This is a genomic window from Bacillus nitratireducens, from assembly GCF_036320425.1.
GTDB classification, from domain to species: Bacteria; Bacillota; Bacilli; order Bacillales; family Bacillaceae_G; genus Bacillus_A; species Bacillus_A nitratireducens.
The window spans coordinates 633,327-655,733 of sequence record NZ_JAUMJO010000004.1; the positions used below are offsets into that span (position 1 = coordinate 633,327).

Sequence of the window (22,407 nt, forward strand, 5' to 3'; positions counted from 1 at the left end):
ATTAATTGTAATTAAAGGAGCTTTTTCTCGCAACCAAACTTATTTTATACTATTTCATCGAAATTCAATCCTACTGCATATGTACTTGCAATTTTATTATTTAACGACCTAAAACCATCTTCACTTTCACATTTCGATAACTAGACTCATACCCTAATTTCAGATTGTATTAAAACATAGGAAAGGCTGGTAATACAATTGACTTCTAATATCGACTACACTTCCCCCTCAACTAATTTCACTCATGATTTAAGTAAAAGTAATTTTTTTAAGAAAGATGCCCAAAATTATATAAATGTACTTGGCATAAAACAATTAAACACTTTAGAAAATACTTCTTTATTAGATATTTATTTAAGTACAGGTAACGTTGTAGAACCACATATTCATCAAAATGCAGCTGAACTTGTTTACTGTATTTCAGGATCTGCTGTTGTTTCTTTACTTAATCCATTTACGAATCAAATATTAAACTTACCGATAAAACCAGGGCAAGTTGCCAACATTCCACAAGCGTGGTGGCATTATGAAATTGCTTCCGCAGATAATACTCATTTATTAGCTATATTCGACGCCCCAACCCCAGAAGTTATTTTTGGTTCTGATATTTTAAGATTAACTCCCGCTAATATGATGGCTCATACTTATTGCCTCAATGAACAACAATGGAAACAAACAGTATCCCCAATTCAATCAACTACGGTAATTGGTCCCCCGGCGAACTGTAATCAAAACCGCGAAATGATAAATCAGTCAACTCAGCCCCCTACTCAACAACAAAATCTATATTACCAAGATTCTTATTACTTCCCTCTTTACTGGGGGTATTAATTAGCATCATTTTAATAGAATCATCATTTATCTCCTCGGAAAATATCGAGGAGATTTTTTATCGTAACAATTAATAGAGTACATACATATAATATTAATATATTTAATTGGAGGTGATAGTACTATGAGTAATTATAACTATCGAAAAAACTACTCTAATAATAAAAATAGTAGCTCGTCAGCATCCTCGCAATCTTCGAACTCTCAATCTTCCAGTTCCCAATCGGAAAGAGATTTAGCTCAACAAGGCTACGTAAAGAAAAAAGGATGTAATTGTAATAAAAATAAATAAGGTCTTTTTTAGCTATACAAAAAGGAATACTCTTAAAAAGAGTATTCCTTTTTTCAATTCTCACCATTTAAGACGCGATACTTAGACGAATGTTATCCCTGCACTTGCGAATCCTGTAATAGCAGTAGCTATATCAAAACCTGGTGTAGTTGATGAAACAACAAGTAATATCTTATCTTGTGGAGCGACCCCAATTGCTTGTGCGCTAATACCACTCGAAGCAGCACCGATAGCAATAAGACCACTAAATGCTGGTGTTAATAGTAACGGTGTACCTACTGGAGTGAAAGTATTACTTGCTGCTGGCGCACTGTACAATTGCATTTGAATTTGTATGCTTCCTAATGCCACAGCAACCGCTACAGTTACACTAAAGAATCCTGCTAACGAAGTAATTGTACCTGCGCGAGGAGCTACAAATGCGAAATCAAATACTGGAGGTACAGGACCTATAGTAATTGGGCCACCAGGTGGGACAATTACAGGGAAGAATGAACTTCCAAATCCAAGAAGTGCTCCTGTGTTTGCTAATCCACCCAAAACAGTTGCTAATGCTACTGGTGTACCTGATGCATACGGAATAACAGCTCCGCCTCCTGTTGCACCAGTTGCTCCTGTTAGGCCTGTTGGACCTGTTGCTCCTGTTGCTCCTGTTGCTCCTGTTGCTCCTGTGTCTCCCGTTGGACCTGTTGCTCCTGTTGCTCCTGTGTCTCCCGTTGGACCTGTTGCTCCTGTTGCTCCTGTGTCTCCCGTTGGACCTGTTGCTCCTGTTGCTCCTGTTGGACCTGTTGCTCCTGTTGCTCCACCTCCTGTTGCTCCTGTTGCTCCTGTTGCTCCTGTTGCTCCTGTTGGACCTGTTGCTCCTGGAGTAGCATTGATTAATTGAATTAATAAACTAAAAAGAAGTTGTAAAGTTGCAGAATCGATATTTGAGTTGCAGGATACAGGGATAAGGTCTAAAGCGAAGAAGAATTGTGCAAGAGCGCTATAAAATTGTTGCAATAATGTTGACAATTGTCCTAAATTAGGTGCTGGAGATTGTAATAAAACTATAATACTTTGAGTTAATTGTTTCAAAAAATTAACTTCTGGGGAAGGTAATAAGGAATTTAAGAAAATTAAAAATTGATTAAATAAATCGAGTAACGCTAATCTGTTTGCATTACTTGGATTTGCAAAAAATGCTGTAATAGCTGATACTAATGAATTTAGTAGAGTAATTAATTGACTTAATTGTTGACTAGTAATAGGAACTGATTGTGGATTTTTACAACAATCTGCTGAAAAAACTATCGGATTGCAATTGTTATGACCAAAACAATCATTATGTTTCATTTATTTCCTCCTTACTTTTCTTATATTTGAGTGTTTTCCTATTTTAAAAACTATTAGAGATGTAATTGAAAAAAAAGAGTTGTATTATATGTTTAACTTAAAATAGGAAACATGAATTATAATTAAACTTTAAAATATAATTTAATTATGTTCATGACTCACATATTAATTATATGTTTTTAATAATTGACTGCTTAGATTAAATACCTAAACTTAAAAGTTTATTTTATTTTTCCACGTTTATCTCTTAGGTCCAAAAGCACATTTTTATTTATAAATTAAAAAACAAATTAATCATTAGCATATACCAAAAGTAACAACATCATTCTTTCAAATAATTAACAATGATACCTTTACTACTATTGTGTTCCTTCTATAATCATGAAGCCGTTTCTATTATAAAAAACTTTCATACAATATAGTGGACAGGTTATTCTATACTTCGTTCAAAAAAAATAATTAAAGGAGTGAAATTTAATTGCCAATCATTCAACCATTTATGGCTTCTAGAAGATTTACATCTACACTTGGAGCAGGAACAGGAACAGGTGCAGCCTTTGCGGTTGCTGCCACAGCTTGTTTAAACGATGCGGGTACTACTGCAACTGCTTTTCCGACTTTCACGTATTACAACTTGTATGTAAACGGTATTCTTCAGCCAAGCGTGAACTCCAGTGTTACTACTGGTCCTACTGGCGCTATTACAATTCCTGGCGGAGATGCATTAGACGGTGGAATTCCAATCACAATCGAATTTATCGTCACTTAATTTTAACTACTTTAATGTAGAACAAAAAAGACAGATTCCTTTTCATTTAAGGATCTGTCTTTTTTAATTAATAATGACAAATTGTAAAATAATTGAAGAACCTTGCGATGGTGGTTGATTATCCAATAAAGTTAGTTTACCAGTACTAACTTCATAAAATGGTTGTGGTTGCAGAATTCCATTAATAAACAAATTAATATATGAAACCTCACTAGGTGATAATATATTCGTTGTACCATATTGAGCTATCCCATCTGCATTTGTATATATAAGTTTCTCTCCATCTGAAAAAGTGTAATATAACAAATTGGTTGTTGTTATGGGGCCAATAACCCCAGGTTCTCCGGTTGGTCCTGTTGTACCGGTTGGTCCTGTGAGACCTGTTGGTCCCGTTGTACCGGTCGGCCCTGTTAGACCGGTTGGTCCCGTTAAACCAGTTAGACCTGTTGATCCCGTTGTACCGGTTGGTCCTGTTAAACCAGTTAGACCTGTTGATCCCGTTAGACCTGTTAATCCCGTTGTACCAGCTGGTCCTGTTAGACCTGTTGGTCCCGTTGTACCGGTCGGCCCTGTTAAACCAGTTAGTCCCGTTAGACCTGTTGATCCCGTTGTACCGGTTGGTCCCGTTAGACCTGTTGATCCCGTTGTACCAGTTGGTCCTGTTAGTCCTGTTAGTCCTGTTGGTCCTGTTGGTCCTGTTGGTCCTGTTGTACCAGTTAGTCCCGTTAAACCTGTTGATCCCGTTGTACCTGTTGGTCCCGTTAGACCTGTTGGTCCCGTTGCACCGGTCGGTCCCGTTAAACCTGTTGATCCCGTTGTACCTTTTGGTCCTGTTAAACCTGTTGATCCCGTTGTACCTGTTGGTCCTGTTGTACCTGTTGGTCCTGTTGTACCTGTTGGTCCCGTTAAACCTGTTGGTCCTGTTGGTCCCGTTGGAATATAAATTGGGGGAAGAACTGGAAATGTAGGTCCAATATTTCCAGGTTCTATCATAGCTTTATTTATTGATAATTTATCATCTCGCTTCAATTTAATACCTCATTCCACATTTTTGTCTACTAATTTATATAATAACTCTATCCTTTTAAAAGAATTCCATAACTAATCTTTTTTTCATTCTCAAATGATTTTTACATATATTAAACTTTCACCTTTGCTATAACTACTACTATTAAACTCTTCCACTCCACTTCCTAGATCTATTTTTACTCCCGCAATATCAACTTCAAATTATAATAATAATTTAATTACCAATTTATTTGCTGGTAATACAATTTCGCTTCAATTATTCGGCATATTATCCATCGTTAATTTAGTTGAGGTGGTTCAACAGGTACCTCTCTAACAATTATACGAATCGATTAAAAAATGATTCATTCTTTTTTTAATAAACATTTTTAGATACTAAACTAGTAACTATCACGACAGTGATTATGCAACAAAAACACATTGCACTATATTCATAGTAGTAACTATCTTTACTAAATTTTCCGTATATATATTATCAATTTACACTGCGCCCATGCTGATGTTACATTAAATAAGAAGACAGTTTCTCCTTTACGGACCATCTCAATACGTATTTGAGAAATATTCTCCAATCCTATACGCGAGAGCAATACTGTGTTGACACTCAGATGAGTGTCTTTTTTTTGTAAATTGTAATAAATAAAACCATCTTTTATAGATGGTTTTATCAAAACGTATCTCTTTATATTCTAAATAAAATAACAAGTTTATGAAGCTGGATAATAAATGGTCATACTTAACCGAGTTAGCGTTCGTCCGGAATTATGATAAGAGTGCGGTCTATCCGCCTTAAAGCGAATTGAATCTCCGCTATTTAATGTATATTGACAATCATTTATTTCAATTGTCAATTCTCCCTCAAACACCGTTATAAATTCTTCGGTCCCTTCTTTATGGCCTTCCGAACTTAATTTTCCTTCCGTTTCAATTTCAACCGTATAGATTTCAAAGTTCCTATCATCTTGAAAAGGAAAAGAAGGATACACTTTATATCTCCCATTGTCTTCTGATAATACTTGAACATCGTTTCGTAAAACCACTTTCGTATCAGGCTGTGGATTATTAATTAAAGACGTAAAAGACACTTTTAAACCATTCGCAATTTTCCATATTGTTGTTAGTGTTGGACTTGATTCTCCCCTTTCAATTTGTCCAATCATCGTTTTACTTACACCTGTTAATTGGGCAACCTTTTCTAAACTTAATTTTTCTTTCTCACGAATTGTTTTTAAATTTTTCGCCAAAATAAGTTGAATTTCTTCCATAAAAAAACACTCCCACACTATATACAATATAACGACCGTTATGTATAATAAAAAGCACACGTTATATTGTTCTTTTCGGTCATTATAACATACGAAAAATACTTAGGGGGTTTTGAAATGCCTTTATTTTCTTTTTTATTATTTGTTTTTATAAGTAGCTTCACACCCGGTCCTAACAATTTTTTAGCGATGACATACGCAAATCAACTTGGTTTGAAAAGGAGCATGCAATTTTGCTTTGGAGTAGCTTTCGGTTTTTTCCTCCTCACTTCTTTATGTAGTTTCTTTAATATCGTACTAATTAATATTTTGCCCAAAATCGAATTACCTTTAAAAATTTTAGGAGTAGCATACATGTTATATTTAGCTTTTAAAATACTCACTAGTAAAGGCAGTACAGATCCCGATGAAAAAGATAATAAAAACTTATTTACAGTGGGGATTTTTCTTCAGTTTGTTAACCCTAAAGGGATATTATTCGGACTGACTGTAGTTTCTACTTTTATTCTCCCTTACTACAATTCATATTCCAGTTTTCTACTTTTTTCATTATTTCTAGGTGTAGTCGGTTTAATGAGTACATTTAGTTGGAGCCTGTTTGGTTCAATGTTCCAAAAACTATTATTAAAACATACTCAATTATTTAACATCATTATGGCTGTTTTATTGGTTTTCAGTGCTATATCAATCGTTATAAACTAGCTCTATACTCATTCTAATTCTTATATTTTGTTTAACTGAACCAAACGCTACAGTAAGTATATCTTAATCTTTTTCTCTTATTCTCCTAAATAAAACTTTTTTCTACCTTGTACAAACAGTTCTTATCCTCATTAAATACAATATATAGACAAATAAAAGATAGGAGATTAAAGAATGGCTGATTATTTTTATAAACATGGTAAAAAGTACTATAAAAACTATTCATATTCTCACAATAAAAAAGAGAACTGTTTCACTAACACGCATACGATTGCTGGCTCAAATATACCGTTAGATATTATTGTACCAGCTAACACTTCAAGAATAGTTTTTGAAGATGCTACTAATAATCACAATAAAACATTACTGCAGTTTCATGTTCCTGGTACTTCTGCACCAATTGTTGTAACTATTCGTACAAGAAATTCTCGTAGACCGATTACCGCTACAATAGCTTCAGGTGAAACAAGAATTCTTCAAGTAGAAAATTTTGAAAGCCTCACTCTCACAAATAATAATAATACAAGTAGCGACATTGGTGTTTATATCCAAAAAACGTTTTGCATTTGCTGCAATGAACAAAATGATTATTATAAAGAGCATTCATATTCTATTAACGAAGATAGTAACTGTTTTGTCGAAACTCATACGATTGCTGGTTCGGGAACTACCTTAGCTGGAAATGTACCGCTCGATATTATCGTACCCCCTAATACCTCAAGAACAGTATTTGAAGATTTTACTATTAATCACAACAAAACATTACTTCAACTATCTGTTCCTAACGATTCCGGTCCCATTGAAGTAACAGTTCAAACAAGAAGTTCTAACATACCAATTAATGCAACTTTAGTTCCTAATGAAACAAGGATCTTTCAAGTAGAAGATTTACAAAGCCTTACTCTCACAAATAATTCCGATACATTTGATTTTATTGATATATTTATCAATAAAACATTTTGTATTTGCTGTGATGACCAGAACAACCCTTGCGATGAATGTAACCATGAATACGACAATGATTATGATTGTTAATTTTAGACATTTAAAGTAGACAAGCATATGTTATTATATGGAGATTTCCTCCACTCATAAGATTCTTATCTTTCTAAGAGTACGTTTATAGGCGTGCTCTTTTGATTTTTTATCCAATAACGATTTTTATATCCACACGCTTCTTACTAAGCTTCATTGCTAAATAAGGTTGGATATATTTTTTCTATTTTTGAATGTATAATCCAAAACTTATTACTAGAAACCGTACAAATACTAATAGCTCTTCAAAAAAAGAAGCACATGCTTCTGTGGCAAAAGACAATTCGAGTTGCCGAATTTGATTTTTCGCATCATCAAAATCGGAAGCTACAACTTTTTATTAAATACAACTTCATCCTTATGACCTTGCAGTATATATTGACAATACTTTAGCTAGTCATAGAAAATTTTATGGATCAATCGCAGTATATAAAAATCCAAATGCTTCTCAACGGATAGGATTATGGACAGTATATGATCCATCAAGATATTTAATATATTCCTAATATGGTTGGGTAAGTAATAGACCAATTAATCCATAATAAGAAAAAGAGGCTGTGAAATAATTACAGCCTCTTTTCTTTAATCGCATTTTTCTATTTGGTCGCCTTCTTCACCTGCATTTTCTGCCGAACTATCCGTACCGCCTCCCACTGCATGTTGCTGTTTAGTATTAGAACTTTCGATGGCAGCGTTGGTTCCCGCTGCACTGTCTTCTCCACCACCACTTGCCACTTGAGTAGCACCAGACTGTTCCTTACGGGTTTTATTAATTTGATTATTGATGATAATTACAAATTCTGCCTCTTCATCCGAAGTTTCTTTTTTCTTTTTATGCGGCTCAATCTGATCCCCACTAATTCCTTTATTTATGGCTTCGCCTCCAGCGCCCACCGTTCCTTGCTGTCGGGTATTCGATGAATCGATCGCTGCATTACTTCCTGCTGCACTATTTTGTCCGGCTCCACTGGCAATTTGTGTTGTATTCGGTGCAAATGTAATCTGATTATTAATGACAATGACAATTTTTCGTTTATCAGCAAGATTTCCCAAATTAATTTCTTCTCCATCTTTTTTTACAAATCGAAACGTGATTTTTTCATTGTTTTCCATGTTCTCCCCCCTTTGTAGTATTAAATGACTAGAGAATGATAATGGATTGGACAAGCGTATTTTTTTATAAATATGTGCCCTCGCCCACAATGAAGGGTGTATTATCAGGTTCCGGTAATTTGCCCGTATTAGGTACGTCGACTTGGCGACAGTCCAGCATCCGCCGAATTTTGGGATGGATGGAGAATAACCTTATAGGAGATATAGAAAGAGAGATTAGTAGAAACCATTGGTATATAAAGGTTTCTAAGTTTCATTTTATTTTTCTATTTTCCTTTTCTTATTTAGATTTATCAGCCAAATATCTAGCATAGTGAATTAAATTTCTAGCTACATCTAGTTCAAGATTAAATATATTAGGTACCCCTGGTCTCCAATTCACCTCAAATAACCACAATTTTTGATCTTTATCAATCCCTACATCAATTCCTAACTCATCAAATAATACATCTCTAAATAAAGAATTAAAATGGTTAGAAAAAGTTACTGCAAATCGTTCTAAATATCTTTTAATATTATACCAATCGTTATCAAACTCCGCTTTTAAAAAGACATCTAAATAAGTACTATAACCACCCTTAGCCATATTTGATACAATACTTCCTAATGGACCTATTCTCGGGAATATAGAAGTAACAACCCACCTGCCTTCCCCATTTCTTTGAACATGCAATCGAAAATCATAAACATGACCAGATTTCATTTGACATGAAATAAACTGTTGAACTATGTATCCTTGCTCTTGAATCTTATCAGATATAAAGCTCTGTAATTGTTTTTTATTAATAGATGAAATTTGTTCTGACTCATTCATACTGTAATTCATCCCATTTTTTTCAATGAAAACAATACCACTACCTTGATGTCCAGAAATTGGTTTAATAATAAGTTTTTCATAACGATTAAACATGTCAAAAAACTTATTAACATCATTTAATTCATAAAAAGGAATAAGATATTGCTTAAATTTTTTTGCTCTATTTATTCTGTTATATACACTTAATTTATTTCCAATTGAATGACTTGTAAAAGGAACTTTTTCATGTAGATAATCATAGATTTGCTGATTTTTATTACTAACATGAACACTTGCATTATAAATAACATCTGGAAAAGAAAATTCTTTTTCAATCCACTTACCATTTTCATAAGTTTTACCTAAAATCTTCTTCGTTTCTAAATTTACTTTCCCTAAAGTAAAATAAAAAAAGTCCACACCTTCAGCTTTAGCTACAGCAGCGTAAGTATATGCTTTCTTTACGTCATTCGGATCTTTCCGATGATGAAGCATACCAATTATAGTCATGTTAGTTCTTCTTCCCTTCTTTCTAAAGATTTTTTTCAGAACAAATATCAAATTCATTATATATATATTCATGTTCTTCCTCATTCAACCATTTTTCGAAAAATCCAGAACAAGCTTAACCTCATTTTAATATTCTACCTATAGAAATTATAAACCTGAGATTTTATAAAATGATAAAGGTTAAGGTGACATAAAATGGATACTATCGTTTTCATTGAAACAAATAAATCTGGATCAAGTAGGGAAGCAATCAAAGCAGCTGAAAAACTTAATTTCTTTACTGTTTTATTAACTAAAAAAACAAAATTTATTAATGAACGCACTATATTCCCTGATGTACATCAGATGATTTTCACTGATATAAATGATTATGATAATATAATTACAACAATTGAAAAATTAATTAAATCAGGAAAAAACATAAAAGGGATCTTTAGTTTTATTGACCCTTTTGTTTATGTGGCTGCACGTTTATCAGAAAAATTTTGCTCAAATATTGTATCTACTAAAGCTATCCATCATATGGAAAACAAAATATTAACTCGTAATGTACTTAAAGAATTACCAATCTCACTCAACTATTTAATTTACAAACCAACAGAATCATTATCATCTTTTCTTGAAAAAACTAAAGAGATGAATTTCCCTCTTATTGTAAAATCCCCTAAATCAACAGGATCCAAAGATGTATTATTAGTAAAAAATAAAGATCAATTAATCTTATCTATACAAAGTCTTTTAAAAAAACTACCTAATGAAGAAATTCTACTTGAAGAATATATAGATGGACCTCAGTACTTAGTTGAAATTTTAGTTCAAGATGGAAAAGTCCATATTATAGCAGTAATTGAACAAGAAATTACACTTTTTGAACGTTTTATTGTTACTGGTTATTCTTTACTAGGACAGGTAGACAAAAGACTATATAATAGTCTTTTCAATGCAGTTAATTCTGTTATTCAGGCCTTTAATATGAAAAATGGAGCGTGTCATCTAGAACTCCGGAGAATAAAAGATGTTTGGAAATTAATTGAGATAAATCCCAGAATATCAGGTGGAGCAATGAATGACATAATTGAAATTGGACATGGAATCAACTTAGTGCAAGAGACTATTCAGTTAATGTTAGGAAATAAACCTTCACTAAATAAAAAACATTATAAATATGTGTACGCTCATTACCTAACAGTTAAATCTAAAGGAAAACTAATTCGAGTTACAGGGAAAAACCGTAGTTCTAAATATCCTGGTGTAGAGAAAGTTTATATAAAACCTAAAAAAGGAACTATCTTAAAACCACCTACTTCAATGGGCCATCGATGTGGATACGTTTTAGCTGCAGCCTATTTTAAAACAGAAGCTAAAAAAATAGCTTTAGAAGCAGCTAAAGAAATTTCATTTGAAATCCAAAAATAATAAATACAACATATATACACCAACTGATAAAAATATACTAAAAATCATATTTCTTATAATTTTAATTTCTTTACTAAATAGACGACTCCAAAATGTTTTAATTTATATATGATAAAATATATCCATCGCCGATATGCCCAAACATGTAATTTTCATAACAGCAAAATTACAAATAGACTTTTACAACATGATTCAAAAATCAATGAAGGAATGTTTTAAGTGAAAGGACATATTCGAAAAAAAGGAACAAAGTGGTGTATTATTGTCGATATCGGAGCTGATTCAGAGACAGGAAAAAGAAGACAAAAGTGGTTTTCTTGATACATTTAAAGCCTATTTGAAAAAATCCGAATTAAAAAACATTTGATTTCATGATTTACGCCATACTCATGCACCGCTTCTTTTAAAACAAGGAGTACATCCAAAGATTGTAAGCGAACGATTGGGTCATAAGGACGTTTTCTTAACCTTAAATCGCTATTCACATTTTTCACCTAGTCTGCAAAAGGACGCTGTTAAAACATTCAGTGATAGACTTTTCGGATGGCAATGTTTGCAAATATAAAAAATGAGGTTTCTCTTTTCTAGAGAAACCTCACCACATCAATGTTTTTGTTAAATTTTAAACTGACTCGTATACAAATCAAAGTAAAACCCTCCATCTTCCATGAGAGTTTCATGATTTCCTCTCTCTAAAATACTTCCATCTTTTATTACAAGTATTTGATCTGCTTTTTCAATCGTTTTCAGTCGATGAGCAATTACAAAGCTCGTTCGCCCTCTCATTAAATTATTTAATCCTGCTTGAATTTGCAATTCTGTTCTCGTATCAATATTAGATGTTGCTTCATCGAGAATTAATATATCTGCATCTGCTAAAATTGCTCGTGCAATCGCAAGAAGTTGTTTTTGTCCTTGACTTAAATTTGAACCTTCTGAAGCAATTTCTGTTTCATATTGATCCGGTAAATGTTTAATAAAAGAATGCGCCGATGCTGCCTTAGCTGCAGTAATTATTTCTTCATCACTTGCATCTAGTCGTCCATAACGGATATTATCCATAATTGTCCCAGCAAATAAATACGTATCCTGTAAAACAACGCCTATTTTACTCCGTAAAGAATTAATATCATAATCCTTTATATCTTTTTCATCAATACTAATTTGTCCTTTTGGAATGTCATAAAAGCGAGTTAGCAAATTTATAATCGTTGTTTTTCCTGATCCAGTTGGACCGACTAAAGCGATTGTCTCCCCCGGATTCGCCTCTAGACTCACATCTTTTAAAATCATGTTGTCCTGTTCGTATCCAAATGAAACTTTCTCAAGCGTAACGCGTCCTTGTAAATTTTGTACAAGTACTGCATCTTTTTTATTTTGAATTTCTGGTACTTCATCCATAATTTCGAAGACACGTTCTCCGCCAGCAACTGCCGCTTGAATCGTATTCATTAACGTTGCAAATTGACTAAGCGGTCTTGCGAATTGACGAGAATAGTTAATAAAAGCAGCAATGACACCTACTGTTGTCATTCCGTTTAATACCATAACTGATCCAGCTCCAATTACAAGCCCCATTCCTAAGTTATTAATAAAGTTCATACTCGGAAAAATAAATGCTGAAAATGTTTCAGCCTTCGTTGCTGAAATTCTTAACTGTTCGTTAATTTCATTGAAGTTATGTACGGTTTCTTTTTCTTTTCCATATAACGTAGTTACATCTGCACCTGTAATAGCTTCCTCAATAAATCCATTTAATTCTCCTAAGTCCTTTTGACGCTTCGCAAAGTTTTTCCCACTATAAGCAACTAGTTTTTTTGTAACGAAAAACATAATAGGTACCGTAATTAAAGTGACAATTGCTAAAATCCAATCTAATGAAAACATCGCAATTGTTACACCTATAAACGTTAACGCTGATGAAATGATTTGCACAACACTTTGTGTCAAAGCTTGATTTAAGTTATCAATATCATTTGTCACACGGCTCATTAAATCACCTTGAGAACGTACATCAAAGAATCGTAGAGAAAGTGTTTGGATTTTCTCAAAAATATCTTGTCGTATTTTTTGTATTGTTTTTAATGCAACATTAATCATGACAAATGTTTGTAACCATGTTAACAATACGGTTATCCCATATATTGCAATGAGCAGCATGCACATTCTCGCTGTCCCGCTTAAATCCTTCGGTACAATATATTCATCAATGATGACCCCCATATAATATGGCCCAAGTAAACCGAGTAATGTCGTGATAAATACAAGAATAATAACGAACATAAGAGATGCTTTTTGATACCCCATGTAGTTCCATACTCTCATTATAGTTCCTTTAGTATTCTTTGCTTTTCTCTTTTTCGGATTATTACGTCCACCTTTATTTCCAAATTGCCCTTGAAAATTACGCACGCTCTTCCCCTCCTTCTTGCTGCAGGTTACCACCTTGGGAAAGATAAATTTCCTGATACACTTCACAAGTTGCCAATAAATCCTCATGCGTACCACTTCCAACTAATTCACCGTTATCCAGAACGAGAATTTTATCAGCATCTATAATAGAGGATATTTTTGATGCGATTAAAAATGTCGTTGTGCCACTATATCTCGACCTTAATGCTTTTTGTATTACAGATTCTGACTTCGCATCAACTGCCGATGTAGAATCGTCTAATACAAGAATAGATGGTTTTCTCACTAAGGCTCTTGCAATAGATATACGTTGTTTTTGACCGCCAGATAGATTGGTTGCACCTTGTGTTAAGTTATATTGATAAGAGTCTTCCAGCTTATTGATAAACTCAGTCACACAAGCAGATGAAGACGCTAATTCCAATTCATCATAAGTGGCATCTTCTTTTCCATAACGTAAATTCTCTTCTATACTGCCTGAAAAGAGAAGTGCCTTTTGTGGAACGAAGCCAATTGAAGCACGAAGTTTTTGCAAATCGTACGCTTTCACATTGACATCGTCTATATATATTTCACCTTGATCAACATCGTAAAGTCGCGGCAATAGTTTCGCCAATGTAGATTTACCACTTCCAGTAGATCCAATAATCCCTATTTTTTCACCTTTACGTACAGTAAATGAAATATCTTTTAATACATATTCATTATTTTTCGTATAACTATAACTAACATTTTTAAACTCTACATTACCATCCACTTGCTTTGGTTCATATACGTCACCTTCAGTTTTAATGTCAACTTCAGTATGTAAGACTTGTTGTACACGATCAGCTGATGGAAAAGCACGGGCAATTTGAATAAATACCATACTAATAGACATAAGTGACATTAAAATGATATTTAAATAATTAATGAAAGCTAAAATGGCCCCTACTTGGAGTGTGCCGTTAAAAACTTTTTCGCCACCAATCCATAAAGTTGCTACAATCCCGCCATTTACAACTAGCATAATAATTGGCATCATCAATGAAATAATTTGTATAGCACGAATATTTATTCCAGTTAAATTTTTATTTACTTTCTCAAACTGTGAGATTTCATATTTTTGTCTTACATATGCTTTTATAACGCGTACACCGGATAAATTTTCTTGTAGCTTTGTGTTTACTTTATCTAATGCTTCTTGTACTCGTCTAAATGAACCGCTCGCTTGACTTGCAATCAATACAATTGCAACTAATAAAACTGGTACGACAACAAGTAAAATAGGAAATAGGTCTCTCGCTGTTACAAAGACTATAATAATACTTCCAATAAATAACAACGGTCCACGAACAAGTACACGTAACGTCATCGTCATCGCCGATTGAACGGATGTAATATCATTTGTAACAATCGTTAATAATTTTCCTGTTCCAAATGAATCACGATTTTTGCTAGAAAATGTTTCTATTTTCGCAAACACATCTTTTCGTATGTCTGTAGCGAAATTAACAGCAGCTTTTGTAGAATACATCATACAACCAAGTCCTCCAACTAAACCGATCGCTGCTGCCCCTATCATAAGAAGCCCCATTTTTATTACATAATTCAAATCCCGATTTGCAATTCCAACATCAATAATATGTTGCATAATTGTCGGTTGAATTAAGTCCATCGCAACCTCAAGTACCATAAATAGCGGTCCAATAATAGCGAAGAACATGTATGGTTTTAAATACTGTAACAACTTGCGAAATGATTTCATACATAATCTCCTTTTTTCATGAAATTACCATTGAATAATTCATATTCCTCCTTATTTAAGCGATATAGTCTAGAATTTCTTCATTACTTCTAATATATTATGCAAATTAATATTTAACATTATTAAATGATAAGTTTTAAATCATTTTTAGTCAATAAAATGGAACTTTAATCTACCAGGCATTTTCACTGCCAGTTGATGTGAATACTCTTTAACTTAATAAAAACCGCATTCTCATTTAGTAAGAATGCGGTTTTCCTATCTATATTTGTTCAATTTTAAAATCGAAAACCTCGGTCTCGAATCCATTATTTTCTGAAGGACTACACGTATAAAAACCAATTTTAACAGGCTCATTACCTATGTCCTCCATCAAATGAGCGATTCTTATTTGTTCCCATCGCTGACTCGTTTTCACATATATTGTATAATCACCAAGTTTTCGAATAATTCGAAAACTTAATTGTTGCTTAGCAAACTCATTTGGAAAGTCTTGCGTTGACCAATCAGAATAGCCATTATTCGTTACGACAGCACCTAAATGTGATGGCCCCTCAGGAATATATTCTAAAGATGTTTTTAACCAACACTTCTCAGAAATCATAACAAATAAACCCGCTTGATCGTATGTCGCATTTGGATTCATGCGCAATTGAACTTCAGCCTGAAAATCTGTCATTATCTCATCATAAAATACATGGCCATTCATTACTTCAAAACCATAATGGGTTTTCAGCCAAAAATCTGTTTCTTCTTTAGAATGGACAATGAATGTATCATTGTCTTCAAGTTTGTAAAATTTAGGTGCGTTCATTACAGTAAGTTGCTCAATATGATTTGGTATATATGATATTTTCATAATTCCTCCATAAAAAAGCATTTAAATTAATATTTAAAACTCAGTTAATACCGGGAATTTATAACCTTTAAAATCTAATTCTTTATTACTTCGAACCATTAAATACTTACTAGTCTGTAATTCTGTATATTGTACATCATCAATTCCTAATTGATCTGGGTAGAAATAAAATTCAATCTCCGTAAATTCCCCAGAGATTTCCTCACATAATTCATCTAAAATCGGTATTACCGGCGCAAATACTCCAAATAATTTTAGTTTTTGATTTTCTACTGTAAAAACAATCAGCGAATCTAATTTCTCTGAATAATAAAGGTTTTCATTCCATGTTGAATCATACATATTTAAATAAAACGAAGAGCGGTAATTTAACGTTGAAAATTTATTAGAAAGCCTTTGGCCATTTTCAATAATCTCATGTATTAATTGTCTATCCTCTTCATTATAAAAATCTAACTTTTTAAGTTGAGAATCTTTATCACTCTTGTTTTCGTATGATACTGTCATCAAATATTCCTGCACAATTTGAAATCCAAATGATTTATATAGTTCAGGCGTTTCAGTAAACAAGAAAGCACATTCACATTGCTTATCAATTTCTTCTATCATCTTATTAAGCAATTGTGTCATTAGTCCTTGTCTACGAAAATCCGGATGTGTCATTACTGATTGAATACCCGCCGCATTTATTTTTTCACCATTAATTAGTAATGGAAGTGAAAACGCCGCAACATTTGCAATCACTTTATCATCTTGTATAAATGATAAAGCTTTATATGTATAATCCCAATACCCTTTCTCTCAAAAATCATGTAATGTTTGACTTGTAATCCCAAACACTTCATCAAATAAAGGAAATAACTGCTCTCTTTCCGGTTCTTCTAATAGAAGATTTGCAATTTTTTCAATATTCCCCATGTTGTACCTCCATACGTCGATTCCATTAAATTTAGATAAACTTATAAGACCTACCCATAAAATTATAGGCCTTACAAATCAATATAGTATCATAAAACATAAAAAAAGAATCTAATTAATTTTATGTTTTGACTCTTTAAAAATAAGTCGAATAAACCAATATTAAGTTTTTTTGAATATTAATAAGTTTATTATATAAAAATAGCGCTTTCTAATGAGTTTTTACTAATAGAAATGCACCATTTATAATAAAATATTTATTTAATTTTTAGTTCCTTCAATCCTCTCCTTCGTATTAATTTCTTCTCCCCTCATTCGTTTTTCAAATGTCTTTCTCCAACTTGTAGAAAGCGCATGTACTTCTAAAATTCTTTTTAGTCCTTCCATATTTTGTTTTTCTTTATGCATGATACAATTAGCAAACGCTACTGTAATACCTTTCGAATCAGACTTCAGCAATTTTAACGTATCGACTGGTGATACCCATCCCTCTTTTAATACGCGAAAATAAAACCCTGTATATCCTGTTTCTTGAAAATACAACGGTAACTTTGGAACATTGTATTTCTTAGCTAGTTTAAAACAAGGCTGTCTTGGCTGCGTCACTTGTACTATCGCTTCTCCAAGTTGAAACGTATCACCAATACAAACATCCTCTTCGCGCATACCGCTAACTGTTATATTTTCTCCGAAGGCTCCATATACAAGGTCTTGACTCAATTCTTTCTCCCAATATCCATAATGTTCTCCCGAATACACACAAACTGCCTTATCCACTCCACCATGATGAACTAAATCCGCTTGGCCATCACCTTTAAATTTTTCAAACGATAAATATATAGGCTCCTTTGTTTCAACTTTATTTATGCCTGTTTGAATTAACTTTCCTCCATATATAACCTCTTTTGGCAATCCTATGTTTAGAGATAGTATTTCATATTCTTTATTCATCCTTATCGCTCCTCTTGCTTATTTTACATATAAAGGCGTTACATGATGTATTCCTGTCGGTAAACCGCCTCATCCCTTTTTTGAAGTACTTGTGTATAAATTTCTGCTAATACGTTCAATTTCAACAATTCTTCCTCACCTCATCTAATTTTTATAATCAATCCATTTCTGATAAAGTGATTATAAATCTCATAGAATCATTGTTCAATTCAATTATTTATATAATAATGATAGGTATATCCTATGATTAAATTTGAGGTGATTCCAATCGAATTACGACAACTAGAATACTTTTTAGCTGTTTCGAAAGAGTTACATTTTACAAAAGCAGCTGAGAAATTAAACATTTCACAACCTTCACTAAGTCAACAAATACGTGCATTAGAACATGAAGTGGGAATGCCACTTTTCGATCGAATTGGTAAAAAGATATCTTTAACTGAAGCAGGAAGAATTTTATTATCACATAGTAAAACCATTTTTCATGAAGTCGAACAAGCTCGTTCTGCCATTCAAGGTTTAAATGGATTACAGCACGGTTCCTTAACAATAGGATCTTTGTTAACCGTCGTAAATTATTTACTACCGCCGGCTATTTTAAATTTTAATAATTTATATCCAAATATTGAACTATCTGTGTTAGGGCTTCGCACAGGAGAAATTCGCGAAAAATTATTACAAAATGAATTGGATATTGGCATTACGTTTCTCCCGGTACAAGATAAAGAGATTGTTTCCATCCCACTATATAAAAGTGAACTTACATTAGTCGTACCAACCGGTCATCGATTAACTGAACGTGATCATGTATCTATTGCTGAATTACAGAACTACCCTTTAATTCTTTTACCTAAAAATTTCTTTTTAACCGAACTAATTACATCTCATTGTCAAAAATTCAACTTTACACCAAAACCAATTTTAGAAATTAGTACGATGGAATCTTTAATTCAAATGGTCTCAAAAGATATGGGAATTACAGTATTACCAAAACCTTATATAGATTTTTTGCAAAGCGAACACATTCAATCTATTAAAATTGAAAAACCCACTCCAACAATAGATATAGGACTTATTTATAGAAAAGATAAATACATGTGCGCTGCTACCCGAGAATTTATTGAACAACTAAAGTTAACAGTACATTCTCTACAAAATTAAACATAAAAAGAGATTATCCTATGCAGCCGTTACACAACGACCTATTAGAATAATCTCTTTTTATAATGATATAAAACATTACATTTTATGGTTTCTTTTCTAATAACCTATTATTCATTATAAATGCTTAATTATTATCGTATTATTAAGCTACACATCAGCGATATTTTATGTCTATTTCGTATAGGTGTTAGCAAGTCCGTTTGCAAACTTGTTAGCACCTTTTTATAAAAATTATATAATGCTTCAAAAAGTAGGAATCCGTTTCGATCAATCTTTTTTTTAATGGATTCCTTTTTGTCTCTTATCAATATTCATATGTTACAGTAGTACCATTAAAACCATCAAAACAATTAGAACAATTAGAGCAATTAGAGCAACCACCACAACCGAAGCAACCAAAACAACGGAATCCACCACAACGACCTCCGCCACAACCGCCACAACGACCACCACCACCACCACAACGGCCACAACCGCCACAGCGACGAGCATCATCTGTAATATAGTAATATGGATATTGGTTTTGCTGGTCCCAATACACAATATTTCCAGACTGATAATCATTTAGGCTTAACGCTTGTAGTTCTTGTTGAAACTTATTCATTTTCATGACCTCCGTTTATAAACTACAATCCTATCGATGCTTACCTATATTTCTGTTCGTTAAATCTAAGTAGAAATAGCGCTATAAAGTGAAACTTTAATCAGTGGGGAGTTTTACTGCCCACATATAGCGGGATAAACTAAGTTCAATACGTACACCAACAAAATATGACCTATCACTAGATGATGTACCTTGTTCATATGCCTATTTTTAGGTTATTTTTACTATGGGCTCATTTTTATAAAGTGAAACTTTAATCAGTGGGGGTTTACGGGTAGTTAATTTCCCACCTAACTTCTTTGCTCCAGTCGAATTTTGAGGTGGGAATTGTACTGCCCGTTAATGCGGGATAAATGGAAATTATAAAATATGAATTTAAATAATAACATTTAGATTTATGTCATACAAAAGATCATAATTTCATCTTCACTAAAATAAAACTACGTTCATATAATTCCTAAAGTAATAGCTATCAAACGGATAGCTATTTTTTTATTCTCATAAAAACTATCACGCCTCATCATCAATTCATTATAAACATAGGAATCTTTGACTTTATCACTCCCAAAATACTTCAACTCAGTTATCTGACGTTGATCATTATCAAGAGCATATTTCAATGTCCGTTCAATTTGTTTAAAACGTATCTCATGATTCTTATCGTCACCTTTCATTTTAGGAAAAAGAACGATGCCCCCGCTTGAGCCTGTTCTTCTTGATTTTTCATCCGAACGCACAATCCTTTGTAGTTTTTCAGCTCCTTCACCACAAGTCTTCGCATCTCTTTTTCATCGATGCCTTCAGAAAATGACAATTGATTCATACGATACGGTTCCCCTCCGTTCGATCTATTTACTTATAAAAGGATTATTTTATTAAGTTTTATTTCCACTAAACAATCCAGTCTCTTAAATGTATTAAGGGACTGGAAAAAATTCAAATCAGATGCCCGTTATATGGAATGCGAGTCATATTAATAAAATCATATGTCATAATATCTTCTATTCCTATGATTACAACATCCTTATTAGTAACTAAGTATTGATTATATGTACTATAAAAACATCTTCATTTTATTTGTATATATGATTACACACAAAACAAGATCATCTTCACTTTATTGACATATACTTTGAAGGAAGAAACATTTCTGTACATTTCATATTAAACATATACCCATAAATACTTTAAACTCAGTTGCTAATATAAATTATCAAGACATATCTAACATTTAAAATTTTTTAGAGGAGTTATTTATGAGACATAATAATAAGTCAAATTCACCAAATTCGTGTGATAAGTTTCAGCTCCCCTGCTTTATTTCTGTATCCCCTTGTAATCAAAGTAATTGTTGTACACCTGTTTTTTTCTCAAATTCTCAACAACAAGAATTATTGCAAATAATAAACCAATTAAACCAAGCTATCCTTTCTTTCTTCACAACACCAAATCCTACAACTAGACAAATACTCCAAACAGCATTACAGGCATTAAATGATTTATTAATAGCAGTACAACCAAATACACCAAATAGAAATTTAGTTTTACGAACTATAAACCAATTAATCAATTCCTTACCTACTGCAACTCTCACTCAAATCTCGGCATTATTCCAATTTCTATTCCAAAACTTGTCTTCACTTATTAGTTGTTCAAATATATCGGACCCCTTGTTACAGCAGACATTTAGCTTAATTTTACAAGGAGTCTTGAATAGTTCACTATTAAACATTACTGGAACGACGGGGCCTACGGGGCCTGAAGGGTCTGAAGGACCTACTGGACCTCAAGGCGTGCAAGGCATTCAAGGAGCTGAAGGGCCTGAAGGACCTACTGGACCTCAAGGCGTGCAAGGTATTCAAGGAACTGAAGGGCCTGAAGGACCTACTGGACCTCAAGGTGTGCAAGGTATTCAAGGCATTCAAGGACCACCAGGACCTACTGGTTCAGGGACAGGAACAGGAGTTCCCGGGCCACCAGGACCTACTGGACCTCAAGGCGTGCAAGGCATTCAAGGGCCTGAAGGGCCTGAAGGACCTACTGGATCTCAAGGCGTGCAGGGCATTCAAGGAACTGAAGGGCCTGAAGGACCTACTGGACCTCAAGGCGTGCAAGGTATCCAAGGGCCTGAAGGACCACCGGGACCTACTGGGCCATCGGGAGATTGTGATTGCCCACCGGGACCTACTGGACCGACGGGACCTACTGGGCCTACTGGGCCGACGGGACCTGGATGTAATTTCCTTGTTTATGCTACAAACGCAGGAGCCATTGATGATCCTGCAGATGATACAGTATCTGTAATTAACACCGGAACAAACACAGTAGTCGATACAATCACTGTAGATAATGCACCTCTTGAAGTAGCAGTTTCACCAAATGGAACTCGTGCTTATGTTACTAATATTTTTTCTAATACCGTTTCCGTTATTGATACTGCCACTAATACAGTTATCGCTACCATCCCTGTTGGAGCTAATCCAATTGGTGTAGCTGTTTCTCCAAATAACACAACTGTTTATGTTGGAAATCATGGTAATAATACAGTTTCTGTTATTAACGCTGCTACCAACACAGTTGTTGGTACCATTAATGTCGGAATCGCTCCGCAAGGAATTACTGTTTCTCCAAATGGGAGTCTTGCGTATGTTGCAAACGA

Annotated in this window: 18 protein-coding genes and 4 pseudogenes; 10 read left to right on the forward strand and 12 right to left on the reverse strand. The window is 33.5% G+C overall.

The features are described 5' to 3' along the window. Window positions 1-198: 198 nt before the first annotated feature. Complete coding sequence (locus Q3V31_RS18790; protein WP_090813387.1) at window positions 199-831, forward strand: cupin domain-containing protein; 633 nt, start codon at window positions 199-201, stop codon at window positions 829-831. 373 nt (window positions 832-1,204) lie between these two features. Here Q3V31_RS18790 and Q3V31_RS18795 read toward each other — a convergent pair whose 3' ends face one another. Continuing rightward, window positions 1,205-2,458 carry an exosporium glycoprotein BclB-related protein gene (locus Q3V31_RS18795; protein WP_329765733.1) on the reverse strand — a complete coding sequence of 418 codons (1,254 nt, stop codon included), beginning with the start codon at window positions 2,456-2,458 and terminating at the stop codon, window positions 1,205-1,207. A gap of 478 nt (window positions 2,459-2,936) precedes the next feature. Between Q3V31_RS18795 and Q3V31_RS18800 the strand changes: the two genes are divergently transcribed. Then, window positions 2,937-3,227, forward strand: a complete 291-nt coding sequence (locus tag Q3V31_RS18800; RefSeq protein ID WP_001121652.1) for a DUF4183 domain-containing protein — start codon at window positions 2,937-2,939, stop codon at window positions 3,225-3,227. Window positions 3,228-3,290: 63 nt separating this feature from the next. On the opposite strand, the gene Q3V31_RS18805 is transcribed toward Q3V31_RS18800, so the two are convergent. Next, on the reverse strand, window positions 3,291-4,256 hold the full coding sequence (locus Q3V31_RS18805) for a DUF4183 domain-containing protein (RefSeq protein WP_329765749.1): 966 nt from the start codon (window positions 4,254-4,256) through the stop codon (window positions 3,291-3,293). A 136-nt stretch (window positions 4,257-4,392) separates the two neighbouring features. Here Q3V31_RS18805 and Q3V31_RS30995 point away from each other — a divergent pair. Beyond that, window positions 4,393-4,592 (forward strand): annotated as a pseudogene (locus tag Q3V31_RS30995) (BclA C-terminal domain-containing protein); the annotation flags it as partial. 371 nt (window positions 4,593-4,963) lie between these two features. On the opposite strand, the gene Q3V31_RS18815 reads toward Q3V31_RS30995, so the two are convergent. Continuing rightward, window positions 4,964-5,521, reverse strand: coding sequence for a helix-turn-helix domain-containing protein (locus Q3V31_RS18815; protein ID WP_000391302.1), 558 nt, complete (start codon window positions 5,519-5,521; stop codon window positions 4,964-4,966). A gap of 117 nt (window positions 5,522-5,638) precedes the next feature. Between Q3V31_RS18815 and Q3V31_RS18820 the strand changes: the two genes are divergently transcribed. Both Q3V31_RS18820 and Q3V31_RS18825 read left to right on the forward strand, forming a co-directional pair. Then, window positions 5,639-6,223 carry a LysE family translocator gene (locus tag Q3V31_RS18820; protein ID WP_001128091.1) on the forward strand — a complete coding sequence of 195 codons (585 nt, stop codon included), beginning with the start codon at window positions 5,639-5,641 and terminating at the stop codon, window positions 6,221-6,223. 174 nt (window positions 6,224-6,397) lie between these two features. Then, window positions 6,398-7,258, forward strand: a complete 861-nt coding sequence (locus Q3V31_RS18825) for an exosporium protein D (RefSeq protein ID WP_088009149.1) — start codon at window positions 6,398-6,400, stop codon at window positions 7,256-7,258. Between the two features lie 582 nt (window positions 7,259-7,840). Here Q3V31_RS18825 and Q3V31_RS18830 read toward each other — a convergent pair. Together Q3V31_RS18830 and Q3V31_RS18835 are read right to left on the reverse strand one after the other, a co-directional pair. Next, window positions 7,841-8,371 carry a hypothetical protein gene (locus tag Q3V31_RS18830; protein WP_000429661.1) on the reverse strand — a complete coding sequence of 177 codons (531 nt, stop codon included), beginning with the start codon at window positions 8,369-8,371 and terminating at the stop codon, window positions 7,841-7,843. A 280-nt stretch (window positions 8,372-8,651) separates the two neighbouring features. Further along, on the reverse strand, window positions 8,652-9,749 hold the full coding sequence (locus Q3V31_RS18835; RefSeq protein ID WP_090813384.1) for a YheC/YheD family endospore coat-associated protein: 1,098 nt from the start codon (window positions 9,747-9,749) through the stop codon (window positions 8,652-8,654). A 123-nt stretch (window positions 9,750-9,872) separates the two neighbouring features. On the opposite strand from Q3V31_RS18835, the gene Q3V31_RS18840 reads away from it, so the two are divergent. From Q3V31_RS18840 to Q3V31_RS18845, 3 genes and pseudogenes are all read left to right on the forward strand, one after another. Continuing rightward, a complete protein-coding gene (locus tag Q3V31_RS18840) occupies window positions 9,873-11,093 on the forward strand; it encodes an ATP-grasp domain-containing protein (protein ID WP_000379775.1) in 1,221 nt (406 codons plus the stop codon). A gap of 219 nt (window positions 11,094-11,312) precedes the next feature. After that, window positions 11,313-11,411 (forward strand): annotated as a pseudogene (locus Q3V31_RS31000) (tyrosine-type recombinase/integrase); the annotation flags it as partial. Window positions 11,412-11,460: 49 nt separating this feature from the next. Further along, window positions 11,461-11,658 (forward strand): annotated as a pseudogene (locus tag Q3V31_RS18845) (tyrosine-type recombinase/integrase); the annotation flags it as partial. A gap of 50 nt (window positions 11,659-11,708) precedes the next feature. Here Q3V31_RS18845 and Q3V31_RS18850 read toward each other — a convergent pair. From Q3V31_RS18850 to Q3V31_RS18870, 5 genes and pseudogenes are all read right to left on the reverse strand, one after another. Next, window positions 11,709-13,505 (reverse strand): ABC transporter ATP-binding protein, encoded by a 1,797-nt coding sequence (locus tag Q3V31_RS18850; protein ID WP_090813382.1) that lies wholly within the window; start codon window positions 13,503-13,505, stop codon window positions 11,709-11,711. Next, window positions 13,498-15,252 carry an ABC transporter ATP-binding protein gene (locus Q3V31_RS18855; RefSeq protein WP_090813381.1) on the reverse strand — a complete coding sequence of 585 codons (1,755 nt, stop codon included), beginning with the start codon at window positions 15,250-15,252 and terminating at the stop codon, window positions 13,498-13,500. The genes Q3V31_RS18850 and Q3V31_RS18855 overlap by 8 nt, the downstream gene beginning before the upstream one ends. Window positions 15,253-15,514: 262 nt before the next feature. Then, window positions 15,515-16,111: a DUF1349 domain-containing protein gene (locus Q3V31_RS18860; RefSeq protein ID WP_329765757.1), complete on the reverse strand. Its 597-nt coding sequence runs from the start codon at window positions 16,109-16,111 to the stop codon at window positions 15,515-15,517. Between the two features lie 33 nt (window positions 16,112-16,144). After that, window positions 16,145-17,029, reverse strand: a pseudogene (locus tag Q3V31_RS18865) (GNAT family N-acetyltransferase). 261 nt (window positions 17,030-17,290) lie between these two features. After that, window positions 17,291-17,980, reverse strand: coding sequence for an MOSC domain-containing protein (locus Q3V31_RS18870; protein WP_001031668.1), 690 nt, complete (start codon window positions 17,978-17,980; stop codon window positions 17,291-17,293). 258 nt (window positions 17,981-18,238) lie between these two features. Between Q3V31_RS18870 and Q3V31_RS18875 the strand changes: the two genes are divergently transcribed. Then, on the forward strand, window positions 18,239-19,141 hold the full coding sequence (locus tag Q3V31_RS18875) for a LysR family transcriptional regulator (RefSeq protein ID WP_090813640.1): 903 nt from the start codon (window positions 18,239-18,241) through the stop codon (window positions 19,139-19,141). Between the two features lie 307 nt (window positions 19,142-19,448). Here Q3V31_RS18875 and Q3V31_RS18880 read toward each other — a convergent pair whose 3' ends face one another. Together Q3V31_RS18880 and Q3V31_RS18885 are read right to left on the reverse strand one after the other, a co-directional pair. Continuing rightward, on the reverse strand, window positions 19,449-19,754 hold the full coding sequence (locus Q3V31_RS18880) for a heterocycloanthracin/sonorensin family bacteriocin (protein WP_329765761.1): 306 nt from the start codon (window positions 19,752-19,754) through the stop codon (window positions 19,449-19,451). A gap of 664 nt (window positions 19,755-20,418) precedes the next feature. Further along, on the reverse strand, window positions 20,419-20,571 hold the full coding sequence (locus tag Q3V31_RS18885) for a hypothetical protein (protein WP_170959285.1): 153 nt from the start codon (window positions 20,569-20,571) through the stop codon (window positions 20,419-20,421). A 433-nt stretch (window positions 20,572-21,004) separates the two neighbouring features. On the opposite strand from Q3V31_RS18885, the gene Q3V31_RS18890 reads away from it, so the two are divergent. Then, the coding region (locus tag Q3V31_RS18890) for a collagen-like repeat preface domain-containing protein (protein WP_329765763.1) at window positions 21,005-22,407 on the forward strand (1,403 nt) is incomplete at its 3' end.

Excerpts from the sequence above, each read along its gene's own strand:
- Q3V31_RS18795 (WP_329765733.1), bottom strand. The coding sequence starts at position 2,458 with ATGAAACATAATGATTGTTTTGGTCATAACAATTGCAATCCGATAGTT.
- Q3V31_RS18815 (WP_000391302.1), bottom strand. The coding sequence starts at position 5,521 with ATGGAAGAAATTCAACTTATTTTGGCGAAAAATTTAAAAACAATTCGT.
- Q3V31_RS18820 (WP_001128091.1), top strand. The coding sequence starts at position 5,639 with ATGCCTTTATTTTCTTTTTTATTATTTGTTTTTATAAGTAGCTTCACA.
- Q3V31_RS18825 (WP_088009149.1), top strand. The coding sequence starts at position 6,398 with ATGGCTGATTATTTTTATAAACATGGTAAAAAGTACTATAAAAACTAT.
- Q3V31_RS18830 (WP_000429661.1), bottom strand. The coding sequence starts at position 8,371 with ATGGAAAACAATGAAAAAATCACGTTTCGATTTGTAAAAAAAGATGGA.
- Q3V31_RS18835 (WP_090813384.1), bottom strand. The coding sequence starts at position 9,749 with ATGAATATATATATAATGAATTTGATATTTGTTCTGAAAAAAATCTTT.
- Q3V31_RS18840 (WP_000379775.1), top strand. The coding sequence starts at position 9,873 with ATGGATACTATCGTTTTCATTGAAACAAATAAATCTGGATCAAGTAGG.
- Q3V31_RS18855 (WP_090813381.1), bottom strand. The coding sequence starts at position 15,252 with ATGAAATCATTTCGCAAGTTGTTACAGTATTTAAAACCATACATGTTC.
- Q3V31_RS18860 (WP_329765757.1), bottom strand. The coding sequence starts at position 16,111 with ATGAAAATATCATATATACCAAATCATATTGAGCAACTTACTGTAATG.
- Q3V31_RS18870 (WP_001031668.1), bottom strand. The coding sequence starts at position 17,980 with ATGAATAAAGAATATGAAATACTATCTCTAAACATAGGATTGCCAAAA.
- Q3V31_RS18880 (WP_329765761.1), bottom strand. The coding sequence starts at position 19,754 with ATGAAAATGAATAAGTTTCAACAAGAACTACAAGCGTTAAGCCTAAAT.
- Q3V31_RS18885 (WP_170959285.1), bottom strand. The coding sequence starts at position 20,571 with ATGAATCAATTGTCATTTTCTGAAGGCATCGATGAAAAAGAGATGCGA.